This window comes from Pseudoalteromonas sp. PAR1, assembly GCF_947311895.1.
Taxonomy (GTDB): Bacteria; Pseudomonadota; Gammaproteobacteria; order Enterobacterales; family Alteromonadaceae; genus Pseudoalteromonas; species Pseudoalteromonas lipolytica_C.
The window spans coordinates 21,040-45,847 of sequence record NZ_CAMZMY010000013.1 but is presented as its reverse complement, the minus strand read 5'-3'; the positions used below and the strand labels follow the sequence as shown (position 1 = coordinate 45,847).

21 protein-coding genes are annotated in these 24,808 nt (G+C 42.9%); 5 read left to right on the top strand and 16 right to left on the bottom strand.

Annotation, left to right across the window (positions count from 1 at the left end):
* Positions 1 to 40 precede the first annotated feature (40 nt).
* The 9 genes from miaA to cutA form a co-directional block, all read right to left on the bottom strand.
* Entirely contained in the window at positions 41 to 958 is a 918-nt protein-coding gene (gene miaA / locus QL229_RS12255; RefSeq protein ID WP_281546935.1) for a tRNA (adenosine(37)-N6)-dimethylallyltransferase MiaA, read from the bottom strand.
* A gap of 15 nt (positions 959 to 973) precedes the next feature.
* Positions 974 to 2,806 (bottom strand): DNA mismatch repair endonuclease MutL, encoded by a 1,833-nt coding sequence (gene mutL / locus QL229_RS12250; RefSeq protein WP_199527640.1) that lies wholly within the window; start codon positions 2,804 to 2,806, stop codon positions 974 to 976.
* A 23-nt stretch (positions 2,807 to 2,829) separates the two neighbouring features.
* Positions 2,830 to 4,137, bottom strand: coding sequence for an N-acetylmuramoyl-L-alanine amidase (locus QL229_RS12245; RefSeq protein ID WP_240704537.1), 1,308 nt, complete (start codon positions 4,135 to 4,137; stop codon positions 2,830 to 2,832).
* A 72-nt stretch (positions 4,138 to 4,209) separates the two neighbouring features.
* Complete coding sequence (gene tsaE, locus QL229_RS12240) at positions 4,210 to 4,677, bottom strand: tRNA (adenosine(37)-N6)-threonylcarbamoyltransferase complex ATPase subunit type 1 TsaE (protein ID WP_281546934.1); 468 nt, start codon at positions 4,675 to 4,677, stop codon at positions 4,210 to 4,212.
* A 141-nt stretch (positions 4,678 to 4,818) separates the two neighbouring features.
* The gene (gene accC, locus QL229_RS12235; protein ID WP_135923264.1) at positions 4,819 to 6,159 is read right to left on the bottom strand and encodes an acetyl-CoA carboxylase biotin carboxylase subunit; all 1,341 of its coding nucleotides are present in this window, start codon (positions 6,157 to 6,159) and stop codon (positions 4,819 to 4,821) included.
* Between the two features lie 23 nt (positions 6,160 to 6,182).
* Complete coding sequence (accB, locus tag QL229_RS12230; protein WP_135923263.1) at positions 6,183 to 6,647, bottom strand: acetyl-CoA carboxylase biotin carboxyl carrier protein; 465 nt, start codon at positions 6,645 to 6,647, stop codon at positions 6,183 to 6,185.
* 30 nt (positions 6,648 to 6,677) lie between these two features.
* Positions 6,678 to 7,130 (bottom strand): type II 3-dehydroquinate dehydratase, encoded by a 453-nt coding sequence (gene aroQ, locus QL229_RS12225; RefSeq protein ID WP_281546933.1) that lies wholly within the window; start codon positions 7,128 to 7,130, stop codon positions 6,678 to 6,680.
* A 348-nt stretch (positions 7,131 to 7,478) separates the two neighbouring features.
* The gene (locus tag QL229_RS12220; RefSeq protein ID WP_281546932.1) at positions 7,479 to 9,308 is read right to left on the bottom strand and encodes a protein-disulfide reductase DsbD; all 1,830 of its coding nucleotides are present in this window, start codon (positions 9,306 to 9,308) and stop codon (positions 7,479 to 7,481) included.
* Positions 9,308 to 9,628: a divalent-cation tolerance protein CutA gene (gene cutA / locus QL229_RS12215; RefSeq protein ID WP_135923260.1), complete on the bottom strand. Its 321-nt coding sequence runs from the start codon at positions 9,626 to 9,628 to the stop codon at positions 9,308 to 9,310. Before cutA ends, QL229_RS12220 begins: the two co-directional genes overlap by 1 nt.
* A 161-nt stretch (positions 9,629 to 9,789) precedes the next feature.
* Between cutA and QL229_RS12210 the strand changes: the two genes are divergently transcribed.
* From QL229_RS12210 to ltrA, 4 genes are all read left to right on the top strand, one after another.
* Positions 9,790 to 10,266 (top strand): FxsA family protein, encoded by a 477-nt coding sequence (locus tag QL229_RS12210; RefSeq protein ID WP_135923259.1) that lies wholly within the window; start codon positions 9,790 to 9,792, stop codon positions 10,264 to 10,266.
* 144 nt (positions 10,267 to 10,410) lie between these two features.
* Entirely contained in the window at positions 10,411 to 10,698 is a 288-nt protein-coding gene (locus QL229_RS12205) for a co-chaperone GroES (RefSeq protein ID WP_036973362.1), read from the top strand.
* A gap of 51 nt (positions 10,699 to 10,749) precedes the next feature.
* On the top strand, positions 10,750 to 12,396 hold the full coding sequence (gene groL / locus QL229_RS12200) for a chaperonin GroEL (protein WP_135923258.1): 1,647 nt from the start codon (positions 10,750 to 10,752) through the stop codon (positions 12,394 to 12,396).
* 1,078 nt (positions 12,397 to 13,474) lie between these two features.
* On the top strand, positions 13,475 to 15,172 hold the full coding sequence (gene ltrA, locus QL229_RS12195) for a group II intron reverse transcriptase/maturase (RefSeq protein WP_281546931.1): 1,698 nt from the start codon (positions 13,475 to 13,477) through the stop codon (positions 15,170 to 15,172).
* Between the two features lie 589 nt (positions 15,173 to 15,761).
* Here ltrA and QL229_RS12190 read toward each other — a convergent pair.
* The gene (locus QL229_RS12190; protein WP_281546959.1) at positions 15,762 to 17,231 is read right to left on the bottom strand and encodes an NAD(P)H-hydrate dehydratase; all 1,470 of its coding nucleotides are present in this window, start codon (positions 17,229 to 17,231) and stop codon (positions 15,762 to 15,764) included.
* A gap of 171 nt (positions 17,232 to 17,402) precedes the next feature.
* Between QL229_RS12190 and QL229_RS12185 the strand changes: the two genes are divergently transcribed.
* A complete protein-coding gene (locus QL229_RS12185) occupies positions 17,403 to 18,713 on the top strand; it encodes a M24 family metallopeptidase (protein ID WP_281546958.1) in 1,311 nt (436 codons plus the stop codon).
* A 97-nt stretch (positions 18,714 to 18,810) separates the two neighbouring features.
* Here the strand turns inward: QL229_RS12185 and speD are convergent, their stop codons facing one another.
* From speD to QL229_RS12155, 6 genes are all read right to left on the bottom strand, one after another.
* Positions 18,811 to 19,623, bottom strand: coding sequence for an adenosylmethionine decarboxylase (speD, locus tag QL229_RS12180; RefSeq protein ID WP_063701590.1), 813 nt, complete (start codon positions 19,621 to 19,623; stop codon positions 18,811 to 18,813).
* Between the two features lie 88 nt (positions 19,624 to 19,711).
* A complete protein-coding gene (locus QL229_RS12175; RefSeq protein WP_138556679.1) occupies positions 19,712 to 20,125 on the bottom strand; it encodes an OsmC family protein in 414 nt (137 codons plus the stop codon).
* A gap of 161 nt (positions 20,126 to 20,286) precedes the next feature.
* Entirely contained in the window at positions 20,287 to 20,634 is a 348-nt protein-coding gene (locus QL229_RS12170) for a DUF3802 family protein (RefSeq protein WP_135923256.1), read from the bottom strand.
* A 128-nt stretch (positions 20,635 to 20,762) separates the two neighbouring features.
* The gene (astD, locus tag QL229_RS12165; RefSeq protein ID WP_281546930.1) at positions 20,763 to 22,232 is read right to left on the bottom strand and encodes a succinylglutamate-semialdehyde dehydrogenase; all 1,470 of its coding nucleotides are present in this window, start codon (positions 22,230 to 22,232) and stop codon (positions 20,763 to 20,765) included.
* 18 nt (positions 22,233 to 22,250) lie between these two features.
* Positions 22,251 to 23,267, bottom strand: coding sequence for an arginine N-succinyltransferase (astA, locus tag QL229_RS12160; protein WP_138556677.1), 1,017 nt, complete (start codon positions 23,265 to 23,267; stop codon positions 22,251 to 22,253).
* A gap of 82 nt (positions 23,268 to 23,349) precedes the next feature.
* Entirely contained in the window at positions 23,350 to 24,555 is a 1,206-nt protein-coding gene (locus QL229_RS12155; protein ID WP_135923253.1) for an aspartate aminotransferase family protein, read from the bottom strand.
* Positions 24,556 to 24,808 lie beyond the last annotated feature (253 nt).

Below are 24,808 nucleotides of genomic sequence, written 5' to 3'. Positions count from 1 at the left end.
CTGAACTAATTTAACAAAGCTAAAAAAATTCTAACTACTACTAGCTTAGCGAACTTACTACACGTTGCAAGTTTTCTTCATCACCCGTGGTTAACCAAGTTACTTCAGGCCAACCTCTTAACCAAGTTAACTGCCGCTTGGCTAACTGTCGTGTGGCTGCAATACCGCGAAAAACCATTTCATCATAGTCAATTTCGCCTGCAATGTAATCCCACATTTGTCTATAACCTACACAACGTATTGAAGGTAGATCTGGGTGTAAATCCTTACGTCTATATAGGGACGAAACTTCATTTTCAAACCCCTGTTCGAGCATTATTTTAAACCTTTTCTCAATCCGCTTATGTAATTCACTGCGATCATCAGGCGCAATGGCAAATTGATGAAAAGTATAAGGTAGCTCAGGCTGCTTTTGTTTTTGCAGCTCAGTCATTGTTTTACCTGTAATACGATACACTTCTAATGCGCGATTAATTCGTTGTGAATCATTTTCACTCATTTTATTCGCAGCATCTGGGTCGATATTCATCAGCTCTTTATGCAAATGAGGCCAACCAAATTGTTTTGCTTCTTTTTCCAGCTCACCGCGAACTTCCGGTGATGCTTCTGGTAGCGGCGATAGGCCATCAATAAGCGACTTAAAGTACATCATTGTACCGCCTACTAGGACAGGTACTTTACCTTGCTTATGAAATAGATCAATCTTTTCAATCGCATCACGGCGAAAATCCGCCACTGAATAACTTTCTGCAGGGTCAATAATATCAATCAAATGATGTGGCGCACGAGCAAGCTCTTCAGTGTTTGGTTTTGCTGTGCCTATATCCATATCTTTATAGACCAATGCTGAATCAACACTGATTATTTCAGTGTTTAAATGCTCACACAATGAAATTGCTAAATCGGTTTTCCCCGCAGCGGTTGGTCCCATTAAAAAAATGACCGGTAAGTTATTCAAGCCTAAATACCTTGCTTAATTTAAAAACTGAGATAGTTCTATTTTAACCGCTTTTTCGCGTAAACGTTGCATAGTTTGTGGATTATTTTCTAACCGCGATACTTGCTCCGCGAAGGCTTGGCTTGCGTAATAACGTGTTGGTATTTGCTGAACCAGCCAATTTAGCCATTCATCAAGTGAATTAGCTGATGCTTTACAGCCGTTGATCAGCCGTTCAATAGCATTACTCACATCGAGTAAATAAAGACAGGGTGGTAATTTTTTTACCATCACAAACTGTTTTTCAAGTATTAAATCAAAGCCTAGTAAGGTAAACCACGATTGCTGAGCATTTAAAGCGTTCATATCGTCAGCACTTGCATTGACTCTTACAGGTAATAATAAGGCTTTGCCGTCAAGGCTACCCGCTTGCTCTACTTGGGCTTGCCAGTCGAGTGCTAAGGCATGTTTAAAGTGAGCAGCAAACAATTGATTATCTTCACTAAATACACACTCACCTTCACGTACGTGAATGAGTTTAGCAAGCTTTGTCTGCTCAGTAACGGGGGCAGCAATGCTTGGCTCTGGGCGTACTTGATCAAAATGCGCGGCATGTTGCTCACTGATCCCTTGATAAAAAGCATTCACATCTTGATGCGATGTTTTACTGCGTCCTTGGCTGTTACTACTAAAACCTCCACCTGAGCGCCCTGTGGCTCCTGAATAACTCGGTGAGCGTGTTGGCTGTAATTCAGATTTAGGGTAATCATATTGCTCAGTTGCCATAGCCTGATTAAAGTGTGGCTGCGAGCTTTGTGAATTAGCCTCGGCAAACGGAGTGCGGTCAAAGGTCGGCTCCTGAACAAAACCAGCCTCTTGCTGAAGCGGCACAACAACTTGTTTAATTGCCTGCAAAATAAAGTCATGCACTAAACGACCTTGATGAAAACGCACTTCATGCTTAGCCGGGTGCACGTTTACATCGACCTGACGAGGGTCAATATCAATATAAATTACAAAGCCTGGTAGCTCTTCTGAACCTGCGACTTCTTCAAACGCTTGGCGGATCGCATGCAAAATGAGTTTATCGCGCATCATGCGATTATTAACATAGGTATATTGCGTGCTATTCGCTGAGCCCACCGGTAATACCCAACCACGCAGCATCAAACCAGCTTCACCAGATTGAATATGCAGCCCTTGTTCACTAAAGGCTTTGCCAGCAACTTGAGCGACACGCGTTATTGCTTGCTCAGGGTTTGGTTTAGCACGGTATTGACGCACCACTTTACCGTTATGAGTAAGCGTAATAGACACATCAAAACGACTCAGCGCAATGCGCTTTATAAGTTCATCAATATGTGAAAACTCGGTTTTCTCGGTGCGAAGAAATTTACGGCGTGCTGGCGTGTTAAAGAACAAGTCTTTAACCTCGATAGTAGTACCATCAGGATGTGCGGTTGGTTTTACTTGCACAGCCATGTCACGACCTTCAGCAAAGGCTTGCCATGCTGCCTCTTGGTGTTTTGGCTTTGAACTTAATGTTAACCGTGATACAGAGCTAATAGACGCCAGTGCTTCACCACGAAAACCCAGCGAGCAAATGTTCTCAAGATCATCGAGTGATTTTAGTTTACTCGTAGCATGGCGTGAAAGCGCGAGGGTTAGCTCATCTTTATTAATACCTGAGCCATTATCGCGAATGCGAATGAGCTTATGACCACCCCGTTCAATATCTATTTGAATGCGCGTTGCGCCAGCATCTAAACTGTTTTCGACCAGCTCTTTTACAACCGATGCAGGGCGTTCAACCACTTCACCCGCAGCAATTTGGTTAGCCAATCGCGCGGGTAGTATTTCTATACTCATAGTGTTCCTAACACGAAAATTGACTAGCTTTGCGGAATATCAAGCTCTTGACCTATAAACAAGGTATTCGATTTTAAGTTATTGACCGTTTTTAGCTTACTAACAGAGGTGTTGTATCTGCTTGCCAAAATACTTAACGACTCACCCGGACGTACTCTGTGCTTTGTTGGAAATTGCGCTTTTAATTTCGCAAATAACGAGTCATCTGGGGGATTTTGCATGTAGTAATTTTTAATTGAGGTGAAAATTGCTTTCGCTAAGCGCTCCTGATGCTGCGCCGTTTTTAGCATTCGCTCTTCACGCGGATTCGAAATAAACCCTGTCTCGACCAAAATAGACGGAATATCCGGTGATTTTAATACCGCAAGGCTCGCCGCTTGTGGTTGCTTCTTATGCATTTTAGCTACTTTTCTTAATTCGCTAACTACTTCTTGTGCAACACTAAAGCCTGTTTTCATCGAATGATCCATCGACATATCAAGCAGTGCTTGTGCTAAATATTTTTCGCTCGCGGTATCTTTTAATACCCCAGCGGCACCACCCAAAAGCTCGGAGTGCTTTTCTTTATCTTCAATCCACTTACCTATTTCTGAGTTAGCTCGGCGCAGTGAGAGTACCCACACAGAAGCACCATTTGGCTGCGGGCTAGTAAACGCATCGGCATGAATCGAGACAAAGAAATCGGCCTTTTTCTCACGGGCAATGCTGGTTCGCGTATTTAAGTTAACAAAATAATCACTACGGCGCACCATGCGCGAAATCATGCCTTTTTCGGCATCGATCATTCGCTCTAAGCGCTTGGCTATTTGTAGCGTAATATCTTTTTCATAAGTACCCGATGGACCAATTGAGCCTGGGTCTTCACCACCGTGACCTGCATCAATGGCAATCACGATATCGCGCTCTTGCTGTAGCTCACGCTTTTTAACGCTGGTATTCGTTGCAGCAATAGGCTCAGCTTTCGGTGTTTTGTCGATGAGATCAACGACTAAACGGTGCTTGTATGGTTCGGTAGGTAATAAGGCAAACACCACAGGTTTACTGGCGCGTGCTAGTTCAAAAACAAAACGCACACTTTTGCTATCTTTAGGCTTTGAGTAACGAAGTTTTGAAACTATTTGATGCTTTTGCGGAATAGCAGGTAAGTTATCGAGCTTATCTGTATCTTTTAGATCAATGACTAAACGCGCAGGGTTTTTCAGCATGAAATAGCTGTAATCAGGCTTTTCATCTAGATCAAATACCACACGGGTGCTATCTGGTGAGGGCCAAACGCGTACGCTATTAATAGTATTTTGTGCAAGCGCAACCTGGCTCACAACCAAAAACATTAAAATAGTTAATAGTTTAAACGTACAACGACCCATTTTTACTAGTACACCTTTATTTTTATATGTTTATTCTTACACGCTCTTCAATTGTTCGACAATAGATTGACCGCGCTTAGTTAAGCTATTAATAACAATAGCACGTGCCTCACCGTCATAACGCAAAGTAATATCAAGGTCGGGAGTTGGGATAAATTCACCTCCATTCTCAGGCCATTCAACAACACAAATAGCCTGTGGCGAAAAATAATCACGAATGCCCATATATTCAAGCTCTTCAGGATCACCTAAACGATATAAATCAAAGTGATAAACATCAGCTTTAGTTAGTTGATAAGGCTCAACCAGTGTATATGTCGGACTCTTAACCTTTCCTTGATGACCAAAACCTTGCACGATACCACGGGTTAATGTGGTTTTACCGGCACCTAAATCACCGTGCAAATAAATGACAGCCCCTTGTTCCATCAACGCTGCAAGTTGATTGCCCATATTTACCGTTGCAGCTTCATCAGCCAGTGGAAAACCAACACTGTCGGTCATTGTTACCTCATGAAAAACTAAAAACACATTACTTTGTTAATCATACCAGATAATTTTTATAAGGCGAGAGCCGCTCTTATGCCTAATTTGACATAAAAAAGCCGGCAAAGTTGCCGGCTTTTTAGCTTAAACAGAATTTTTTTACAGACCGAGTTTCTTCTCAAGGTAGTGGATGTTTGTACCACCGTTTTGGAAGTTCTCATCTGCCAAGATTTTCTTGTGCAGTGGTGTGTTGGTCTTGATGCCATCAATCACTAATTCGTTTAACGCATTGCGTGAACGAGCAATTGCTACATCACGGTTTTCACCGTAACAGATCAGCTTACCAATCATTGAATCGTAATGAGGTGGTACTGTGTAATCTGCATAGATGTGGCTGTCCCAACGAATACCTAAACCGCCAGCAGGGTGGAATCGCGTGATTTTACCTGGTGATGGAATAAATGTTTCTGGGTCTTCCGCATTAATACGACACTCAATTGCGTGACCACGAATAACCACATCTTCTTGAGTGAATGATAATGGTTGGCCAGCTGCAATTTTTAACTGCTCTTTGATTAAGTCAACGCCAGTGACCATTTCTGTTACTGGGTGCTCAACCTGAATACGGGTATTCATTTCGATGAAATAGAACTCGCCGTTTTCATATAAGAATTCGAACGTACCTGCACCGCGATAACCAATTTCGATACATGCACGAGTACAACGGTCACCGATGAACTTACGCATCTCAGCAGTGATACCTGGCGCTGGTGCCTCTTCAACAACTTTTTGGTGACGACGTTGCATTGAACAATCACGCTCACCTAAGTGAACTGCATTGCCTTGACCATCAGCAAGTACTTGAACTTCGATGTGACGAGGGTTTTCAAGGAACTTTTCCATGTAAACCATGCCATTACCAAAGAACTGCTTAGCTTCTTGCTGAGTAAGAGCGATTGAATCGATTAGTTCTTTTTCGCTGCGAACAACACGCATACCACGACCACCGCCGCCGCCTGCTGCTTTAATGATTACAGGGTAACCAATACGCTTAGCGATTTGAATATTACGCTCGCTGTCTGCCGTTAATGGGCCATCAGAGCCTGGTACACAAGGTACACCCGCTTTACGCATTGCTTCGATTGCAGAAACTTTATCACCCATTAAACGAATGGTGTCGCCTCTAGGGCCGATAAATACAAAGCCACTTTGCTCAACTTGATCAGCAAAGTCTGCATTTTCAGAAAGGAAACCATAACCTGGGTGTATAGCAACTGCGTCTGTTACTTCTGCCGCTGCAATAATGCGCGGAATATCTAGGTAACTTTCACTTGCTGCCGGTTTACCAATACAAATTGTTTCGTCTGCCAGTAACACGTGCTTAAGATCACGGTCTGCCGTTGAATGCACAGCAACAGTTTTGATCCCAAGCTCTTTGCAGGCGCGCAGTACGCGAAGTGCAATTTCACCTCGGTTTGCAATGACTACTTTATCTAACATAGAGTTGGCCTTTTGTTGCGCTGTTATTCAATGATGAATAAAGGTTGATCGAATTCTACTGGCTCGCCATTTTCAACTAAGATAGCTTTTACTGTGCCGGCTTTATCAGATTCGATTTGGTTCATCATTTTCATTGCTTCAACGATACATAACGTGTCGCCAACATTTACTTTTGAACCTACTTCTACATAAGGTGCTGCTTCAGGAGAAGCTGCTGAGTAGAAAGAACCAACCATAGGCGATTTAACTTGATGACCTGTTGGTGCTGCTGGTGCTGCGTCTGCCGCTGGCGCTTCTGCTGCAGGAGCAGGAGCTGCTGGCGCTGGTGCAGGCGCTGCGTACTGTTGAGGAGCATACTGCATTGCAGGCGCTGCACTCATGTTGTTACGATTAATGCGTACTGATTCTTCACCTTCAGTGATTTCTAATTCAGCAATACCAGATTCTTCTACTAGTTCGATAAGTTTTTTGATCTTGCGAATATCCATGAACGACCCGCCTGTAAGTTTTATTTAAAATTAATGTGTGTTTTGCAACCGGCTAACCGCAGCTTCAAGTGCTACTTTATAACCCATTGCTCCTAATCCTACGATAATGCCTTGTGCCACATCCGAAAAATACGAATGATGACGAAATGCCTCCCGTGCGTGCACATTACTTAAATGCACCTCGTAAAAGGGAATGTTCACACTGAGTAATGCATCCCGTAAGGCAACGCTTGTATGCGTAAATGCGGCAGGGTTAATAATAATTGCATCAACCACTTGCCATGCATCGTGAATTCGCTCTATTAATGCAGCTTCACTGTTACTTTGAAAATGCGTTAAATCAACATTGTGACCCGCAGCAACCTTACTAAGTTCAGCGATAATCTCATCAAGAGATTGGGTGCCGTACTTTTCTGGTTCACGCTTGCCAAGCATGTTTAAATTTGGCCCATTAAGAACTAAAAGTTTGAATTTTGCAGCCATAATACGCGATATATCCTTTAAGTAAGCAGTTTAACCATATTCATCATAAACCCACGCTTAACCTAAGCGTATCGATGTAAAATAGCAACTATTTCTCACGTTAACCACCTATTATAGATATTTCGACGTAAATAGCAGCAAAATACTGGTCTAATCACTCATAGCACAAAGCAAATGTAGGCATAGCAAGGCACACAACTGGGTTAATCACTGTATTCTCTTGCTGTTTAATTGAACTTTTACAACAAAAATCACTCATTTACTTTTAGTTAGAGTACTTTTTCTTAGTGAGAAACAAAAACGCCACTCAGATGAGTGGCGTTTTGCTATTTTCTAGCACGTTTGCGTTTATTTAGCAGTATTTCGCACTTTTGCCAGATGTTCTGCAAAGTCTTTGGCATTTAAAAAGCCTGTTACACGTTGCTCTAAAAGCTCATTACCTTGGCTGTCAAAGAACAAAATGCTGGGTAACCCGAATACTGTGTATTCTTCCATTAGCTCAATGGTTTTTGCATCACTTTCGGTTAAATCGATTTGGATTAACTCAAAGTGCGCAAATTGTTCTTGTACCTTAGCATCAGGAAACGTGTAGTGTTCAAACTCTTTACACGCGACGCACCAGTCAGCGTATAAGTCGACCATTACTAAGCGCCCTTCGCTACTTGCCTTTGCAATCTCTTCTTTCAATTCACTTAAATTAGCAACTTGTCTAAAGCCATGTGTTTGCACTTCAGCTTGTGCAACCGCCGCTTTAGTAGGCCAAAAATAACTTTTTGTTAAACTCGCCCCAGTCACAACCAGTAAGGTTGCAGCAAACCATAATGCTGTTTTTAACTTACCTTGCGACTGACCACTTTGCCAATGATGTAAATAAAGCGCTGTAGCAAGTGCTAATAAACCCGCCATTAACCAGATGATCTCGATATCAACAATACGCTCTAACAGAATAAGCGGCACGACCAGCATGATGAAGCCGAATAGGGTTTTCACTTGCTCCATCCAACCACCGGCTTTGGGAAGTAGTTTACCACCTGATGTACCAAGCAATAATAAAGGCAGTCCCATGCCTAAGCTCAGTACATACAAAGTTAAACCTCCCACTAAATAATCACCACTTTGTGCAACATAAAGCAATGCAGCTGACAGTGGTGCAGTAGTACAAGGTGAAGCAATTAAGCCAGACAGTACACCCATCATAAATACGCCAACATAGTTGCCGCCTTTTTGCTGGTTGCTAACCTGAGTGAGTTTATTCATCATGCCGCTTGGCAGTTTAATTTCGTACCAGCCAAACATCGACATTGCTAGCAATACAAATAAGATACTAAAGCTGATTAGTACTGTAGGATGCTGCAAATACCCTTGTACTTGCCCACCTAAAGATGCAACCACTAAGCCCAGTGCTGCATAGGTAACTGCCATCCCTTGCACATAAATAAACGACAGCGAAAACGCTTTTTTAGTCGATAGGTTCTGCTGACCTGCAATAAGGCTCGACAAAATCGGAAACATTGGGAATACGCATGGTGTAAAAGCCAGACCAACACCGACTAAAAAGAAGATAACTAGGTTCGTTAGTAAACCTTGTGACGCTAGTTTATCGGTATATGACTGCTCACCAACTGGTTTTGATACTTCTTGAGAAGGCGCTGATGATGCGTCATTTACCTCTTCGGCTTGTGTTAATGCAGCCAATGCATTGCCAGCATCTGCAGTTTGCGATACTTGCTCACCAGCAATCACAGATAAAGGAATGGTTCTCACTTCTGGCGGATAACATAACCCCGCTTCGGCACAGCCTTGAAAACGAACTTTAACAACTGCCCCATCTGTGATGTTGCTTACTTTTGTTATCACACTTAATGAATCAAAAAATACTTCGGTCTTACCAAAAAACTCATCTTCAATAATGACGCCTTTACCAAGCTCAGGCACCTCTATATCAGCTCCCTTGGCAATAATTTCGACTTTCTTTTTATAAAGATAATAATCGGGCGCTATATCCCAACCAATGAATAAGGTTTTACCTTGCTGATCAAAATCAAAAACAAAGGCTTTATCAACAGGGAGAAAGGTGTGTTCTGCCGGTTGCTGCAGTAAATTACCAAGTAAATTGCTATTACTTGCGCTTGCAGGCAATAACCACAGTGCGCAAAGTAATAAAAGGAACGATCGCATTAATTAAGTACCTCATCCATCCAATTAAAATAGGCTAAATTGCCTGTTGCTACATCAACGACCTGAATCTCAGGGACCTCATAACTATGCAATTTCTTGATAGTTTGGATCACCTCATTCATTTTTTCTGATTTAGTTTTGATCAGTAATTTACTCTCTGTCGCTTGCGTTAACTCGCCTTCCCACATATAGATAGATTCGATAGTAGGCAGAATATTGACACAGGCAGCTAGCTTTTCTTTCACTAGGTGTTGAGCCAGCTGACGAGCCTCAGCTTCATTCGCACAAGTAGTAAAAATCAGTCGATAATGCGTATTCATAAGGAACCTTTTTTTGATCACGTGAGTCGCACCATAGTAGCTGATAGCAGCAATAATGTGTAGCGAGCTAGGTGATCCATGGCTCCAGCTTGAAAAAAGACCCGATCACCCCAACTTATATTTCATTGACTCCAAAGAGAGTGACATTTTTAGAGAGCGTTATGTTTAGATTTTTGTTTTTGTTATTTATTTTAGTGCCGATTGTGGAGATTGCCTTACTTATTCAAGTGAGTGAAGTCATTGGCGGGTTTGCCACCATAGCGCTAGTTATCGTCACGGCCATTGTTGGTGCCAAATTAGTGAAGCAGCAAGGGATGGGAGCAATCCAAAATGTGCAACTACAAATGGCGCAAGGGCAAATGCCTGCGAAAGAATTATTTACTGGCTTATGTGTGATTATTGCCGGAGTGTTATTAATGACTCCTGGCATAATGACAGACTTTTTTGGCTTTTTATTACTTACCCCAGCAATACGTAATAAATTAGCTGCAAGCCTTGCCAGCCATGCAACTGTGCGTATGAGTTCGCAAGCGAATCAAGGCTCTGCACACTTTCAATACCACAGTAAAGCACCCCAACACGAAGAGCCAACTCATCAACCGACAACTATTGATGGTGAATTTGAGCGAAAAGATTAAAATTTTTTTAATTTTTGTACTTGGATTTTTTTAAGCCACCCCCATTAATGAAGGCAATGAAACGCAACGGGTGGCTTAGCACTCCCCTGCAATAACACAAGATTTTTTCTGTACTGTTCAGAAACTGTTAGGAGAACTAAATAAATGAACATTCGTCCTTTACATGATCGCGTCATCGTTAAGCGTCTAGAAGAAGAAACTAAGTCTGCTGGCGGTATTGTATTAACTGGCTCTGCAGCTGAAAAATCAACTCGCGGAGAAGTTATCGCTGTTGGTAATGGCCGTGTTTTAGACAACGGTGAAGTAAGAGCATTAGAAGTTAAAGCCGGTGACACTGTGCTGTTCGGCTCTTATGTTGAAAAAGCTGAAAAGATCGAAGGTCAAGAGTACCTGATCATGCGTGAAGATAACATTCTAGGCATTGTAGGCTAATCCTACTTTTCGTTTAGCAACCCGTTTACAGAATTTAAGAGGAATTAAATCATGGCAGCAAAAGAAGTACTTTTTGCAGGTGACGCACGTAGCAAAATGCTAACTGGCGTAAATATTTTAGCAAACGCAGTAAGAGTAACTTTAGGTCCTAAAGGCCGTAACGTTGTATTAGACAAATCTTTCGGTGCTCCTGTAATCACTAAAGATGGTGTGTCTGTAGCTAAAGAAATCGAGCTTGAAGACAAGTTCGAAAACATGGGCGCACAAATGGTTAAAGAAGTAGCGTCTAAAGCGAATGACGCTGCAGGTGACGGTACAACAACAGCAACTGTATTAGCGCAAGCTATCGTAAACGAAGGCTTAAAAGCAGTTGCAGCGGGTATGAACCCAATGGACCTTAAGCGTGGTATCGATAAAGCAGTTACTGCTGCGGTTGAAGAGCTTAAAGCGCTTTCTGTACCATGTGCAGACACTAAAGCGATTGCTCAAGTAGGTACTATTTCTGCTAACTCTGATAAAGAAATCGGTGACATCATTGCAGAAGCAATGGAAAAAGTTGGCCGTGATTCAGGCGTTATCACTGTTGAAGAAGGTCAGTCGTTAGAAAACGAACTAGACGTAGTTGAAGGTATGCAGTTTGACCGCGGTTACCTGTCTCCTTACTTCATCAACAACGCTGAAAAAGGCGCTGTAGAGCTAGACAACCCTTACATTCTACTTGTAGACAAAAAAGTATCTAACATTCGTGAGCTACTACCTACATTAGAAGCGGTTGCTAAAGCTAGCAAGCCACTACTAATTATTGCTGAAGACCTTGAAGGTGAAGCACTTGCAACACTTGTTGTAAATAACATGCGCGGCATCGTAAAAGTTTCTGCAGTTAAAGCGCCAGGTTTTGGCGACCGTCGTAAAGCAATGCTACAAGACATCGCAGTATTAACTGGTGGTACAGTAATTTCTGAAGAAATCGGTTTAGAGCTAGAAAAAGCAACAATCGAAGACCTAGGTACAGCGAAACGCGTTGTGATCACTAAAGATGATACAACAATCATCGATGGTGCAGGTGAAGAAGACGGTATCAACGGCCGTGTTGCACAAATCAAAGCACAAATCGAAGAAGCAACGTCTGACTACGATAAAGAGAAACTACAAGAGCGCATGGCTAAACTAGCTGGCGGTGTTGCAGTAATCAAAGTTGGCGCAGCAACTGAAATCGAAATGAAAGAGAAGAAAGACCGCGTAGAAGATGCGCTACACGCAACTCGCGCAGCGGTTGAAGAAGGTGTTGTACCGGGTGGTGGTGTTGCACTAGTTCGCGTAGCAAGCAAACTTGCTGAGCTAGTTGGCGACAACGAAGACCAAAGCCACGGTATTAAAGTTGCACTACGTGCGATGGAAGCACCACTTCGTCAAATCGTAACGAACGCAGGTGACGAAGCATCAGTTGTTGTTAACTCTGTAAAAGGTGGTGAAGGTAATTACGGTTACAACGCAGCATCTGGCGAGTACAACGACATGATCGAAATGGGTATCTTAGACCCAACTAAAGTAACGCGTTCTGCACTACAGTACGCAGCTTCAATCGCGGGTCTTATGATCACAACTGAAGCAATGGTTGCTGAAATCCCTAAAGATGACGCTGGTGCTCCTGATATGGGCGGCATGGGCGGCATGGGTGGTATGGGCGGCATGATGTAGTGCGACGAGAGTCGCGTAGGTCACTAGCCTAGCAGGACTAGCTCAGAGTGAGTGCTAACTATAGCACTCACTTTCCCAACCTGCAAAACTAGTAGTCGACTCCGGTATTCGGGGGTAAAACCGAATGCCGGACTTATCTGAGTGATAAGGTCGCGCAATCGTGTCTTTACGATTGGAAAACAAGTCACCGAGACATCAGTCATCGGCATTACGGAAACAAACAATTTCAGAGTTTCAGGTTTCCCCCTGAAGAGTAGCGAGAAGGTAATTCATCGCATGCCTTTTGGGCGCTCTGTTGTTAAGTAGTTTCGCTTCAAAAGCTGAGGATGCAACCTTTATAAGGTTACTTCTGAACGCGTTTTCTAAATCTCGACGAGTTTACGACCTACGGGCGTAAGCTGTTGTAGTTATTGTCTCAACTTTTATGTTTTCAACATTGAGTAGCGAGACCTGTTATACGGCTAACAGTAGCCTAGGGATAGTGCGATGCTGGTAACGGCATGGTGCAAAGCTTCCTGACAATGTACCCCTGTGTAAACGGTGTCTTAACTCGTGAGAGTGGGCATAGTTGGCTAACAATGAGCTGGCTGGGGGCTAGGCTGGGCAATATGGTTAACGTAAGTGAACTGTTGATAAATACCGTCAACCGCAAAGAGCGAAATATTGTTGATGCGCTCTGACCAAAAGGTACGTGGTCGGTTAATCCTTTTACATCTGGGATTACGCCGTCTTATGACCACCGGTAGATAGACAGAACCTACGTTGCTCGTGTAACTGCAATGGAACTCGGTAAGCCCGATTATTCGCCTGATTGCTGGTAACAGTAATACAGGCAGGCAATCCGTAAGGAGCGCTGTTGAATAAGCGGGTAAAGGATGTCTGACCAAGCGAATGCTGAACTGTAATGGTTCGGATAGGGGTTCTAACTTTGCCCTGACTCGAAAGGGTGCCAAATTCAGACTGGTCTTTAATCGTGTGAAGGCGTGTAAAGCCATCTAACAAATTAACCCAAGCGGGGATTAGCTATCCCCGTAAGGGTTTGGCTTTTCTCCGTTTTGTGGTTATGGAGGAAAGCAAGATGAGTACGGAATGTATGTTCCATGTACCTGCGTTCTCCCACCACGCAAACAGCTGGCATACCATTGATTGGTATTCGGTTGAACGCAAGGTGAGAGGGCTACAAGTACGGATCGCGAAGGCGACGAAGCAGCAACAGTGGCGTAAGGTGAAAGCCCTGCAACGCATGTTGGTGCGCTCGTTTGCTGCCAAGGCATTGGCGGTTAAACGGGTAACTGAAAATCGAGGCAAAAGGACTGCCGGTGTCGATGGGGAGTTATGGAGTACACCTGAGAGTAAATGGCTAGCGTTGTTTCGGCTAACGCGTAAAGGCTATAAGCCCAAGCCGTTAAAGCGAGTGTATATTCCTAAAGCGAATGGCAAACGCCGCCCGCTCGGAATACCAACCATGCTAGACAGAGCTATGCAGGCGTTATACCTGCTGGCCTTAGAGCCTGTGTCGGAAACCACCGCAGATAGAAACAGCTATGGCTTTCGCCCGATGCGCTCAACGGCAGATGCGATTGAGCAATGCTTTGTGAATCTCAGTCGCAAGCATTCTGCCAAATGGGTGTTAGAAGGGGATATCAAAGGGTGCTTCGATAACATCAGTCATGACTGGTTACTCGCCAATATTCCATTGGATAAACGAGTACTCGGAAAATGGCTGAAAGCCGGTTACATGGAATCCGGTAAACTAAATCCGACTGAAGCAGGGACACCGCAAGGGGGAATTATTTCTCCTGTGTTGGCCAATATAGCTCTTGATGGTTTGGAAACGGTGCTTGAATCTCATTTTGGGAAGAAGAACACCAAGGCAAGCTACAAGAGCAAGGTCAACTACGTGCGATATGCGGATGACTTCATAATAACCGGTATCTCACAAGAGTTGCTGGAAGATGAAGTAAAACCACTCGTTGAAGCCTTTATGGCGGAAAGAGGGCTGACGCTGTCGCCAGAAAAAACGGTGATAACTCATATTGATGTTGGATTCGACTTTTTGGGGCAAAACCTACGCAAGTACAAAGGCAAGCTTTTAATTAAGCCAAGCCGAAAGAACCTGCGGACGTTCCTTCATAAGGTCAGAGACTTAATTAATGGAAACAAAACGGTGACGGCCGGTTTGCTGATATACATGCTTAACCCTGTACTTCGGGGTTGGGCTAATTATCACAGACATATCGTCGCCAAGGAAACCTTTAATTATGTTGATTATCGGGTTTGGAAAATGCTTTGGAAGTGGTGCCGACGGCGACATAAAAATCGTCGCTTTCACTGGGTTAAGGCTAAATACTTTAAAACAGTGGGCAAACGCAACTGGGTATTTTCCGGTGAATGGGAGAAGTCGAAAATACTTCGCCTATTCTCATGTAACGATGTGGTGATAAAGCGACATACTAAGATAAAGGCAGAGGCAAATCCTTATGACTTGGCATTTGAGGAATATTTCGAGCAGCGCCTTGAGCGAGCTTGGCGTGAATCAATGCAAGGTAAAAGGAAGGTGCTGATGCTCTGGCTCAGACAGCAGCAATGCTGTGTTATGTGCCGCCATAAAATTACCAAAGAAACAGGATGGAATATCCATCATATTGTGGAAAGGGTAAAAGGCGGTTCGGACGAGTTAGAAAACTTGGTGTTGTTGCACCCTAATTGTCATAGACAATTGCATAATAATAACCTCAAGTTGAGGTTGAATTTTAGACAGGAAGTCCATACATAAGAAAAGGTGGGGTATCTCACCCCACATTGTCGTTATGAGAAAACGGCTTAAGGGTTAAAGTGTACTATTTCCTCCTTGTAAGAGGGTCTCTTGCAAACTAAAAATGGGCGGTGCCTAAAGAGGAATTAGTATATGGATATCCGAAGGGTGGTTAGAAGCACGTGTAACTAACCAGCAACCGTTTTGGCTGAGACGGTATATAAAATCCAGGTTTAAAATCTGGGCGCCCAGATCTTATTGAAGGCAACCGCCATGAAATTGGATCTGAAAGTTACAATCAAACTAGACATCGCGAAAACAATAATAGCCGTAACAAGCTTTATTACTGTTTTAGGGGGTTTAGGTTACTTGTAATAAAAGTCCTAGTTGAGCAGTCAGCTAGGCACCTTTTCTTATTTTAGGTCGCTGGTCTGTACTTAGGTACTGACTTATAAAGGCTTGAGCCGTATGCGGGGAAACTCGCTCGTACGGTTCTTAGGGGGCGGCGGTGCAGTAATGCGCTGCTGCTACCCGACATCATCCCCCAAAAATCTTGCTTAAAAAACCCAGCTTCGGCTGGGTTTTCTTTTAGCTATCAGAAGCTGACCACTCAGTTAACCAACTCCCTCACTATCGCGAACAAGTCACTTGGCAACATACCACGCTCACCATCGCGCTCAGCGGCGATATCACCCGCTTTCGCATGTAAGCAGACCCCTAGGCAGGCTGCTTGCTGGGTAGTTAGCCCCTGTGCGATAAGTGCCGCGATGATACCTGTTAAAACATCACCACTGCCGCCAACGGCAAGTGCAGGATTTCCATCTGTACACACCCATGTTTGGTTCTTGTCTGCAATTAAACTGCCAGCACCTTTGAGTACACAAGTAGTGGTATAGCTGCGTGCAAGCTGCTTTACCGCATGAAAGCGATTTTCTTCAATATCGTTGGCGTGACAATTAAGCAGTCTTGCAGCCTCACCGGGGTGCGGTGTTATAACCGTATTGGCTAATGGAAATGAAGAAGCATGCTGAGCTATTAAATTAAGTGCATCAGCATCAATAACCAATGGCTTATTATTAGTAAAGCAATACTGCATGACCGTTTCAAAGGTTGTTTCGGACCAAGCGTCCTGTCCAAGCCCAGGACCAATAGCAATACAACTCGCCCATTCTAGCGCACTAATTAAATGTGTATCGGTAACCATAATCTCAGGCCGCCCAATGCTCACTGGCAGAATAGAACTGCTATGGGTATACACTTTAACCATGCCCGCACCTGTGCGAAGAGCGGCTTCAACAGTTAAACGAATTGCGCCTGCGGTGCCAGCATTACCACCAATGCACAGCAATTTACCATGACTGGTTTTATGGCTGTTGTTATCGCGCTTGGGAAGCCTCGACAGGGCCTTATAATTGATTAGCTCTGCAGTAGGTGTCGTCAATTGTAAAAAGGCATCTTGAATAGCTAAGTCTGCAAACTCAAGCTCTCCTGTATGTGCTCGTCCTTGCCCAGTTACTAAACCTTGTTTAATTCCCACAAAGGTGACGGTGAGCGCTGCTTTTATTGCAACTCCCTGTACTACACCTGTGTCTGCATTAATGCCTGAGGGTAGGTCAATAGCAACAACTGGCACTTGGCTTTCGTTGGCTGCTTTAATTAATTGTGCGAATGGCTCTCGCACCTCGCTTTGAATACCCGTGCCGAGCAAGCCATCAATGATGATGTCAGCTGTTTTAATGGAGCTTAGATCTGCAGTAATTGTCCCACCTAATTCTAACCAAGCTTGCTGAGCGGTGAGCGCATCCCCTTTAAGGGGTTGCTCAGGTTTTGCTGCTATAACCGTCACCTGCATCCCAGCATGTTTAGCTAAGCGTGCCACAACATAGCCATCACCAGCGTTATTACCAACGCCAGTTAATACAACAAACTTTTTAGTATCAGGAAAGTAGTTAAGTAGATGCTGATAAGTCGCTTGTCCGGCCCGTTCCATTAGCTCATAAAGTGTTACACCACACCGTTTAGCTGCTGGGCCTTCATTTTCACGAACCTGTTTTGCTAAAAATACCTGCTGATTCATTATTATCCTTAACTTTATTCCCAATCTACACCTTTACTTTAGCAAGCGAGTTTACGCATAGAAACCTGTAATTCACCTTAAATTACTCGTTTATTGTATAGAGTGTTGCTATGTTTTTAAGCAGTTTATAAAAATAATAAAGGAAACAACAACGTGCTAAATAAAACAAACATCATGCTAGCGCTAATACTATGTAGCTTGTGGGCATTGCCCATTAAGGCGAGTGAATTATCGGTTCTACCAATGAAGGAGCGAGCTGCTTTTATAGATAAAGTCACAGAGCTTAGAGTTAAAACACTTTTGCCCTCGCTTATGAAGCAACATAATATTGATATGTGGCTTATGATTAGCCGCGAATACAATGAAGACCCTATTTTAAAAACCTTTCTACCGGCAACTTGGCTTTCTGCAAGGCGAACAACCATACTTGTTTTTGCACTCAATAAACAAGGCGAAGTTGACGCACTCGCAATTGCGCCCTACAGCATAGGCACTGTATTTAAAAAAGCATGGGACAAACAACAGCAGCCAGATCAATGGTTAGCCTTAGTTGAACTGATTGAGCAATATCAACCCAAAAATATCGCACTTAACACATCAAAAATCTGGGCTCATGCAGATGGACTCGTTGTTAGTGATTTTAATGCACTTAAAAGTGCTCTCCCAAATAAATACCTTAATAAACTGATTTCTGCAGAGCCCCTCGCGGTAGCTTGGCTAGAACAACGCATACCTGAAGAAATAGCAATGTATAAAAAAGCGGTCGCCATTGCACATCAAATTATTGCTGAGGGGTTTTCAAGTAAAGTCATCACTGTCGGTAAAACTACAACTACAGATTTAACTTGGTGGTTTAGAGAGCGGGTAAGGGAATTAAAACTGCAAACATGGTTTCACCCAAGCGTCAGTATACAACGTGCCGATAAAACAACTTTTGACCATGAGACCAGTTTTAGTAAAGGTGATGAGCAAATTATTCAAGCAGGCGATCTGCTGCATGTTGATTTTGGTATTACCTATTTGCGTTTAAATACTGACACTCAACAACATGCTTATGTGTTAAAAGAAAATGAAACACAAGCACCCAAGTATTTAATAAACGCATTAAAACGCGGTAATCAATTGCAAGATATTTTTACTTCACATTTTGCAATCGGTAAAACCGGTAACGAAGTACTGAAAGAATCACGCGCCGAGGCAATTGCTAAAGGATTAAAGCCAACAATCTACACGCACCCAATTGGTTATCATGGCCACGCAGCAGGTACAACATTGGGCATGTGGGATTCACAACAAGGTGTTGCTGGCGATGGTGACTACCCGCTTCACTTAAATACGGCGTATTCGATTGAGTTAAATAATGCTGTATTTATAGAGCCTTGGAACAAAGAGATCCGTATTATGCTCGAAGAAGATGCTTTTTTTGATAGCTCTGGAGTTTGGTATCTTGATGGCAGACAAACAGAGTTGCTACTTATTAAGTAACTGAGGGTTCGCAGTTACGACTGCCACAACACAAAGCCTGAAATAAAAACGGCGTGTAACATACATTACACGCCGTTTTTTTTAAGCTTGTGGCTACTTACTCTGTGTCTGGTAAGTTACGACCGTAGAAGATTTCTTGCATCTCACGAGTTAACTTAGAACGAATTTCTTCTTCTTCGTCTTCTGAAAGATCTGCTGTAGAAACACCGAATAAATAAGTATTCAAGTCAGTTTCTTTTAGCATCATCTTGGTGTGGAACAAGTTCTCTTGATACACGTTTACGTCCATCATTTGGTACGCTTCTTTTGTATCTTCAGTCATGTAGTTCTGAATTGAGTTAATTGCGTGGTCGATATAGTGCTTAACACCATCCACATCACGCGTAAAACCACGTACGCGGTAGTCAATTGTTACAACATCAGACTCAAGGCTATGAATTAAGAAGTTTAACGCTTTTAATGGCGAGATGATGCCACACGTTGATACTTCAATATCAGCACGGAACGTACAAATACCATCATCAGGATGTGCTTCTGGGTATGTGTGAACACAGATGTGGCTCTTGTCTAAGTGCGCAACAACCGTTTCAGGCAAAGGACCCGGCGCTTCATCAACGTCATAGGTAGTTTGCTGCTCAATTGGCTCTTCTGAGATCAGAATTGTCACACTGGCACCTTGCGGATCGTAATCTTGGCGAGAAACATTCAAGATGTTTGCACCAATAATATCCACAACTTCACCTAAAATATCGGTAAGGCGATCAGCACTATACTGTTCGTCGATATATTCAATATATTCTTTACGCTGTTGTTCAGTCTTTGCGTAACAAATATCGTAAATACTAAAGCTTAAGCTCTTAGTTAAGTTATTAAAGCCATGAAGCTTAATTTTATCGAAGGGTTTATTCATGCTAAACCAACCTTTAAACGAGTGAAACCTGCACCAGCAGAAATAAAAGTTCGCGGATTTTATACGAATTTCCCGCTCGGAAAAAGCGTTATTTTACCTGTTCTAGAACAACTTCGTGGCTATGCGTAATTTCTACTGATTTATCAAGCATTAAGGCTACAGAGCAATACTTTTCTGCAGACAATTGCACAGCTCTCGCAAGGTGTTTTTCAGAGACATTATCACCGGTAACCACAAAGTGTAGGTTAATCTTAGTAAACACGCGAGGTGCAGACTCAGCACGTTCAGCTGTTAGCTTCACTTGCACATCAGAGAATGATTGCTTTGCTTTTTTTAGAATGCTTACTACATCAACCGATGAGCAGCAACCTGCCGACATTAATACCATTTCCATTGGGCTTGGTGCTGCGCTATCGCTACCAGCATCAAAAACGACATTGTGGCCTGAGTTTGAAAGGCCAATGAAGGTATCACCCTCTACCCATTTTACATTCGCTTGCATTTATTTTGTCTCTTCAAGTTGTTTTGCTTGATTGTAAGCAAGTCACACTCAGATGCAAGAGATAAGCGGTAGGCCAAAGAGTAAAGCAGTTAATTGAGGATTTGCAGCTGCAAGCGCAAGCACGCTGATTGCGAACTTAAAAAGAGCGCTAACACTGGCCGTTAAGCACTTTCAGCCACGGCGTTATCAAATAAGTTTTTTACCAGTCCAGCAAACTCATCAATAAAAGCATGCTGCTCAACGGTTACAGTGTGATTTGTAACGCTACTTAATACTTCTTGTAAGTCATACACAATGCCATCTACTTCGCGGACAATTTGGCTGCGTTGCTCAGTATTAAGCTCAGTGTGTTGTTCGCAAAGTAACATAACGTTTTCTGCTATCACGTCTTCAATCAGCTCTAACACTGTTGGAGCTCCTGGTTTAATTTGACCTGGCTTCTCAAAAAGCGCTAAATTTTGAGTGAGATACATGACAAGATCATCGTACCCTTGCCTATCTAAAACCATACGACTGCACACCTAATAAAAAACTATCTCTTTAGATTTAAGCAGAAAGCGCTTTTAATTGCTACCTTTGCTAGACATCTCATACAAAAAAAGCAGCCTAAGCTGCTTTTTATAATAATTTACGGTTATTAATCGATTTTTAAGCCAGGGCTCAATGTCGCTGGCATCGCTACTTTTTCAAGCTCTACCGAAGCAACAGGGTATGCACAATAATCAGCAGCGTAATATGCGCTTGCTCTGTGGTTACCCGATGCACCGATACCACCAAATGGTGCTGCACTTGATGCACCTGTGATTGGACGGTTCCAGTTTACGATACCTGCACGAATACGACGTAAGAAGTGATCGTAATCTGCTGCGCTGTCACTTAATAAACCGGCTGATAAGCCAAAGCTTGTGTCATTCGCTATATCAATAGCGGCATCAAAGTCAGTAAAGCGGAACACTTTAAGCAGTGGTCCAAAGTGCTCTTCATCTGGGAAGTTAGCCACATCGGTACACTCTAAAATACCCGGTGTTACAAAGCCCGTATTTTCTTTGTGAGTAAGTTCAACTAACACTTCAGCACCAAGCTCAACAAGTTGCTTTTGCGCTGCAACCATTCCAGCTGCTGCTGCCGCAGAAATCATTGAACCCATGAAAGGCTGATCTTCTGCGTCGTAGTCACCTACTTTAATCGCTTTAGTCGCTTTAATAAGACCCGCTAAGATAGCATCACCCTGCTCGCCTTTTGGTAAAAACAGTTTACGCGCACAGGTACAGCGTTGACCGGTTGAGATAAACGCTGATTGGATAATATCGTGGATAGCCGCTTTAGTATCAGCAACATCAGTGACGATAAGCGGGTTATTCCCCCCCATCTCTAACGCTAGGATTTTACCCGGCTGACCAGCAAACTGCTCATGTAAAATATGACCAGTACGAGAAGAGCCCGTAAAGAATAAGCCATCAATACCTTTATGAGACGCAAGCGCTTTACCGGTTTCAACTTCACCTTGTACAAGGTTGATAACACCTGCAGGAAGACCGGCTTTTTCCCATAACTTTAACGTTAACTCAGCAACAGCAGGCGTTAATTCTGACGGTTTAAATACCACGGTATTACCTGCTAATAATGCAGGCACAATATGACCATTTGGTAAGTGGCCAGGGAAGTTGTATGGGCCAAATACTGCGACAACACCATGAGGTTTGTGACGGATCATCGCACGGCCTTGCGGCATTGGGTTTTCAACATCACCAGTACGCTCTAAAAATGCTTTTTCAGAGATAGCAATTTTACCCACCATAGCACCTGCTTCAGTGCGCGTTTCCCAAAGTGGTTTACCGGTTTCTTGTGCAATCGCAACAGCGAGTTCTTCACTGTGCTCTTTTAGCGTTTCAGCAAATGTTTTTACAATCGCTAAACGCTCAGCGAATGATTTATCAGCCCAGCTGTAAAATGCTTCACGTGCAGCAGACACGGCACTGTCTACTTGCTCAGCTGTTGCACTGTTTGCTTGCCAAATTACGTCGTTGTTTGCAGGGTTAACAGACTGAAAAGTATGACCAAGGCCTGCTTGCCATTGACCATTAATAAATTGCGCTGCATGAGTCATTAATATGTCTCCTGAATTCTATAGTTCTGCTAGTGATACTGAATCACCCGCTTCTAGGTGAAGTGCTTTTGCTAATTCACTTGAGATTGTGATGCTATCGGCATCGCATGATAGGCTAACTTGAGTCACGGTTGCTCTAAAATCAGCAATTTTATCGTTTGCTAACAATACCGTGGTGTCGCCTTGGCTTTCACCAATTTCAACTTTGAATGTTTTGGCATTACGAATTGTAGCTATATTTTCGATCTTTGCTTCAACCGTTGGGCCTGCGTCAAAGATATCTACGTAACCGTTAAAGGTGAAACCTTCGTTTTTTAAAAGTTCAATAGCAGGACGCGTGTTAGCGTGCACTTGACCGATTACAGCTTGCGCATCTTTGCTCAATAAGTTGACGTAAATTGGATACTTAGGCATTAACTCAGCAATGAAAACCTTTTGACCAATCCCGGTGAGGTAGTCGGCAGTAGGAAAGTCCATTGAAAAAAAGTGCTCTTCTAACCATTGCCAGAATGGGCTTTCACCGTTTTCGTCTGATACACCACGCATCTCAGCAATCACAGTTTCAGCAAAGCGTTCTCTATGCTGGTTTATAAACATAAAACGCGCTTTTGAGAGTAATTTACCATTATTATTTTTACGGTAGCCATCTTTTAGGAATAACGTGCATAGCTCTGTTGCCCCTGTGTAATCATTACACAAGGTAAGAATATCAACAGCTTTGTATACATCAAGGGTCCGTGAAGAGTGAATCACTTTACTTAAATGGTAGTGATAAAAAGCATCATCTAAACCAACAGCTGCTTCGATACCAGAAGTACCAACAACTTCACCAGTCTCGCTATCCTCAAGAACAAACAAGTAACCTTCATCACCTGGTTGTTGGGCAGCTTTTGCAAATGAGCTGACAGAATGATCTATTTTCTTTTGTAGCAATTGTTCATTATTAGGCAAAGATGTGAAGCCATGTCCTGACTCTACGGCAATCTTTACTAATGAAGCGTAATCACTTTGCTGAATTGGGCGAAGGATCATCATAAGTCCGCTTGCTCCCTTATAAATAACGGTAAATTAAGAAATGTGGGCAAGCTATGCTTGCCCTGAGTTGGCAGTTAAGAAATTAACTATTAGCGACTTTAGCAACCGCTTTTTCAAAACGAGCCATACCTTCGCGGATATCAGCTTCTGGAATTACAAGTGACGGAGTGAAACGAACAACATCAACACCTGCAACTAAAGACATCACGCCTTCTTCTGTTGCTGCAACTAAGAACTCTTTTGCACGACCTTTAAACTGCTCTGTTACTACAGCACCAATTAATAGGCCTTCACCACGGATTTCAGTGAATACATTGTGCTTTTCGTTAATCGCCGTTAGTAACTCACGGAATAATGCCGACTTTTCTTTAACACCATTTAATACTTCTGGTGTATTTACTGTATCGAATGCCGCTTCTGCTACTGCACATGCAAGTGGGTTACCACCGTAAGTAGAACCATGAGTACCTACTTTTAAGTGCTTAGCAATATCAGTTGTGGTGATCATCGCACCGATTGGGAAACCACCACCTAACGCTTTGGCTGTAGTTAAGATATCTGGAGTTACGTTTAGACCTTGATAAGCATAAAGCTCACCAGTACGACCAACACCTGTTTGTACTTCATCAAAAATTAAAAGTGCATTGTGTTTAGTACACAGCTCACGTACACCTTCTACAAATTCTTTGGTTGGTGAAATGATACCGCCTTCGCCTTGCAGAGGCTCCATCATTACCGCACACGTATTATCAGAGATAAGCGCTTCGAATGCTGCTAAGTCGTTATAGTCACAGTGCACGATATCGCCAGGTTTAGGACCAAAACCATCAGAGTATGCAGCTTGGCCACCTACCGTTACAGTGAAGAATGTACGACCGTGGAAACCTTTATTGAATGAGATAATTTGCGACTTTTGCTCGCCATAGTTATCAAGAGCAAAACGACGCGCTAATTTTAGTGCCGCTTCATTTGCTTCTGCGCCTGAGTTAGCAAAATATACTTTCTCTGCAAATGTTGCATCAGTTAGCTTTTTAGCTAGACGAAGTGCAGGCTCATTAGTCATTACATTTGATAAGTGCCAAATTTTCTCGCCTTGCTCTTTTAATGCACTTACAAGAGCTGGATGGCAGTGACCTAGACAGTTAACTGCGATACCACCAGCAAAATCGATAAATTCGCGACCTTCTTGGTCCCATACACGAGAGCCTTCGCCTCGAACAGGAATAACACTTGATGGTGCATAGTTAGGAACCATTACTTGATCAAATAATTCACGATTGACTGTCATTTTATATCCTCTTAATTGTAAGCACACGAAGAGTAAGGTGGCATCTTAAAGCTAAACTAAGCCATTTTAATTAGCCGATTGAGCTTAGCGTAAATTCACCAAAATTACTCTTTGGTTCAATTTTCATTCGCTCATTATTTCAGAAAATTTTCGTTCTGTCTCTTAGAAAACTTTCATGTAGCCCTTGAAAATAAAGGGCTCGAGATATTTTTTCATGGATAGTGAATAACTATTTGAAGGTTGTTTTTTAGAC

What these genes read in the sequence shown, in the direction of transcription:
- mutL (WP_199527640.1), bottom strand. Translation starts at nt 2,806, where the DNA reads ATGAGTATAGAAATACTACCCGCGCGATTGGCTAACCAAATTGCTGCG.
- QL229_RS12185 (WP_281546958.1), top strand. Translation starts at nt 17,403, where the DNA reads ATGCTAGCGCTAATACTATGTAGCTTGTGGGCATTGCCCATTAAGGCG.
- cutA (WP_135923260.1), bottom strand. Translation starts at nt 9,628, where the DNA reads ATGAATACGCATTATCGACTGATTTTTACTACTTGTGCGAATGAAGCT.
- groL (WP_135923258.1), top strand. Translation starts at nt 10,750, where the DNA reads ATGGCAGCAAAAGAAGTACTTTTTGCAGGTGACGCACGTAGCAAAATG.
- astD (WP_281546930.1), bottom strand. Translation starts at nt 22,232, where the DNA reads ATGACTCATGCAGCGCAATTTATTAATGGTCAATGGCAAGCAGGCCTT.
- QL229_RS12205 (WP_036973362.1), top strand. Translation starts at nt 10,411, where the DNA reads ATGAACATTCGTCCTTTACATGATCGCGTCATCGTTAAGCGTCTAGAA.
- QL229_RS12170 (WP_135923256.1), bottom strand. Translation starts at nt 20,634, where the DNA reads ATGGTTTTAGATAGGCAAGGGTACGATGATCTTGTCATGTATCTCACT.
- astA (WP_138556677.1), bottom strand. Translation starts at nt 23,267, where the DNA reads ATGATGATCCTTCGCCCAATTCAGCAAAGTGATTACGCTTCATTAGTA.
- accB (WP_135923263.1), bottom strand. Translation starts at nt 6,647, where the DNA reads ATGGATATTCGCAAGATCAAAAAACTTATCGAACTAGTAGAAGAATCT.
- speD (WP_063701590.1), bottom strand. Translation starts at nt 19,623, where the DNA reads ATGAATAAACCCTTCGATAAAATTAAGCTTCATGGCTTTAATAACTTA.
- QL229_RS12155 (WP_135923253.1), bottom strand. Translation starts at nt 24,555, where the DNA reads ATGACAGTCAATCGTGAATTATTTGATCAAGTAATGGTTCCTAACTAT.
- tsaE (WP_281546934.1), bottom strand. Translation starts at nt 4,677, where the DNA reads ATGACCGACAGTGTTGGTTTTCCACTGGCTGATGAAGCTGCAACGGTA.
- QL229_RS12220 (WP_281546932.1), bottom strand. Translation starts at nt 9,308, where the DNA reads ATGCGATCGTTCCTTTTATTACTTTGCGCACTGTGGTTATTGCCTGCA.
- ltrA (WP_281546931.1), top strand. Translation starts at nt 13,475, where the DNA reads ATGAGTACGGAATGTATGTTCCATGTACCTGCGTTCTCCCACCACGCA.
- QL229_RS12245 (WP_240704537.1), bottom strand. Translation starts at nt 4,137, where the DNA reads ATGTTTTTGGTTGTGAGCCAGGTTGCGCTTGCACAAAATACTATTAAT.
- aroQ (WP_281546933.1), bottom strand. Translation starts at nt 7,130, where the DNA reads ATGGCTGCAAAATTCAAACTTTTAGTTCTTAATGGGCCAAATTTAAAC.
- QL229_RS12210 (WP_135923259.1), top strand. Translation starts at nt 9,790, where the DNA reads ATGTTTAGATTTTTGTTTTTGTTATTTATTTTAGTGCCGATTGTGGAG.
- QL229_RS12175 (WP_138556679.1), bottom strand. Translation starts at nt 20,125, where the DNA reads ATGCAAGCGAATGTAAAATGGGTAGAGGGTGATACCTTCATTGGCCTT.
- accC (WP_135923264.1), bottom strand. Translation starts at nt 6,159, where the DNA reads ATGTTAGATAAAGTAGTCATTGCAAACCGAGGTGAAATTGCACTTCGC.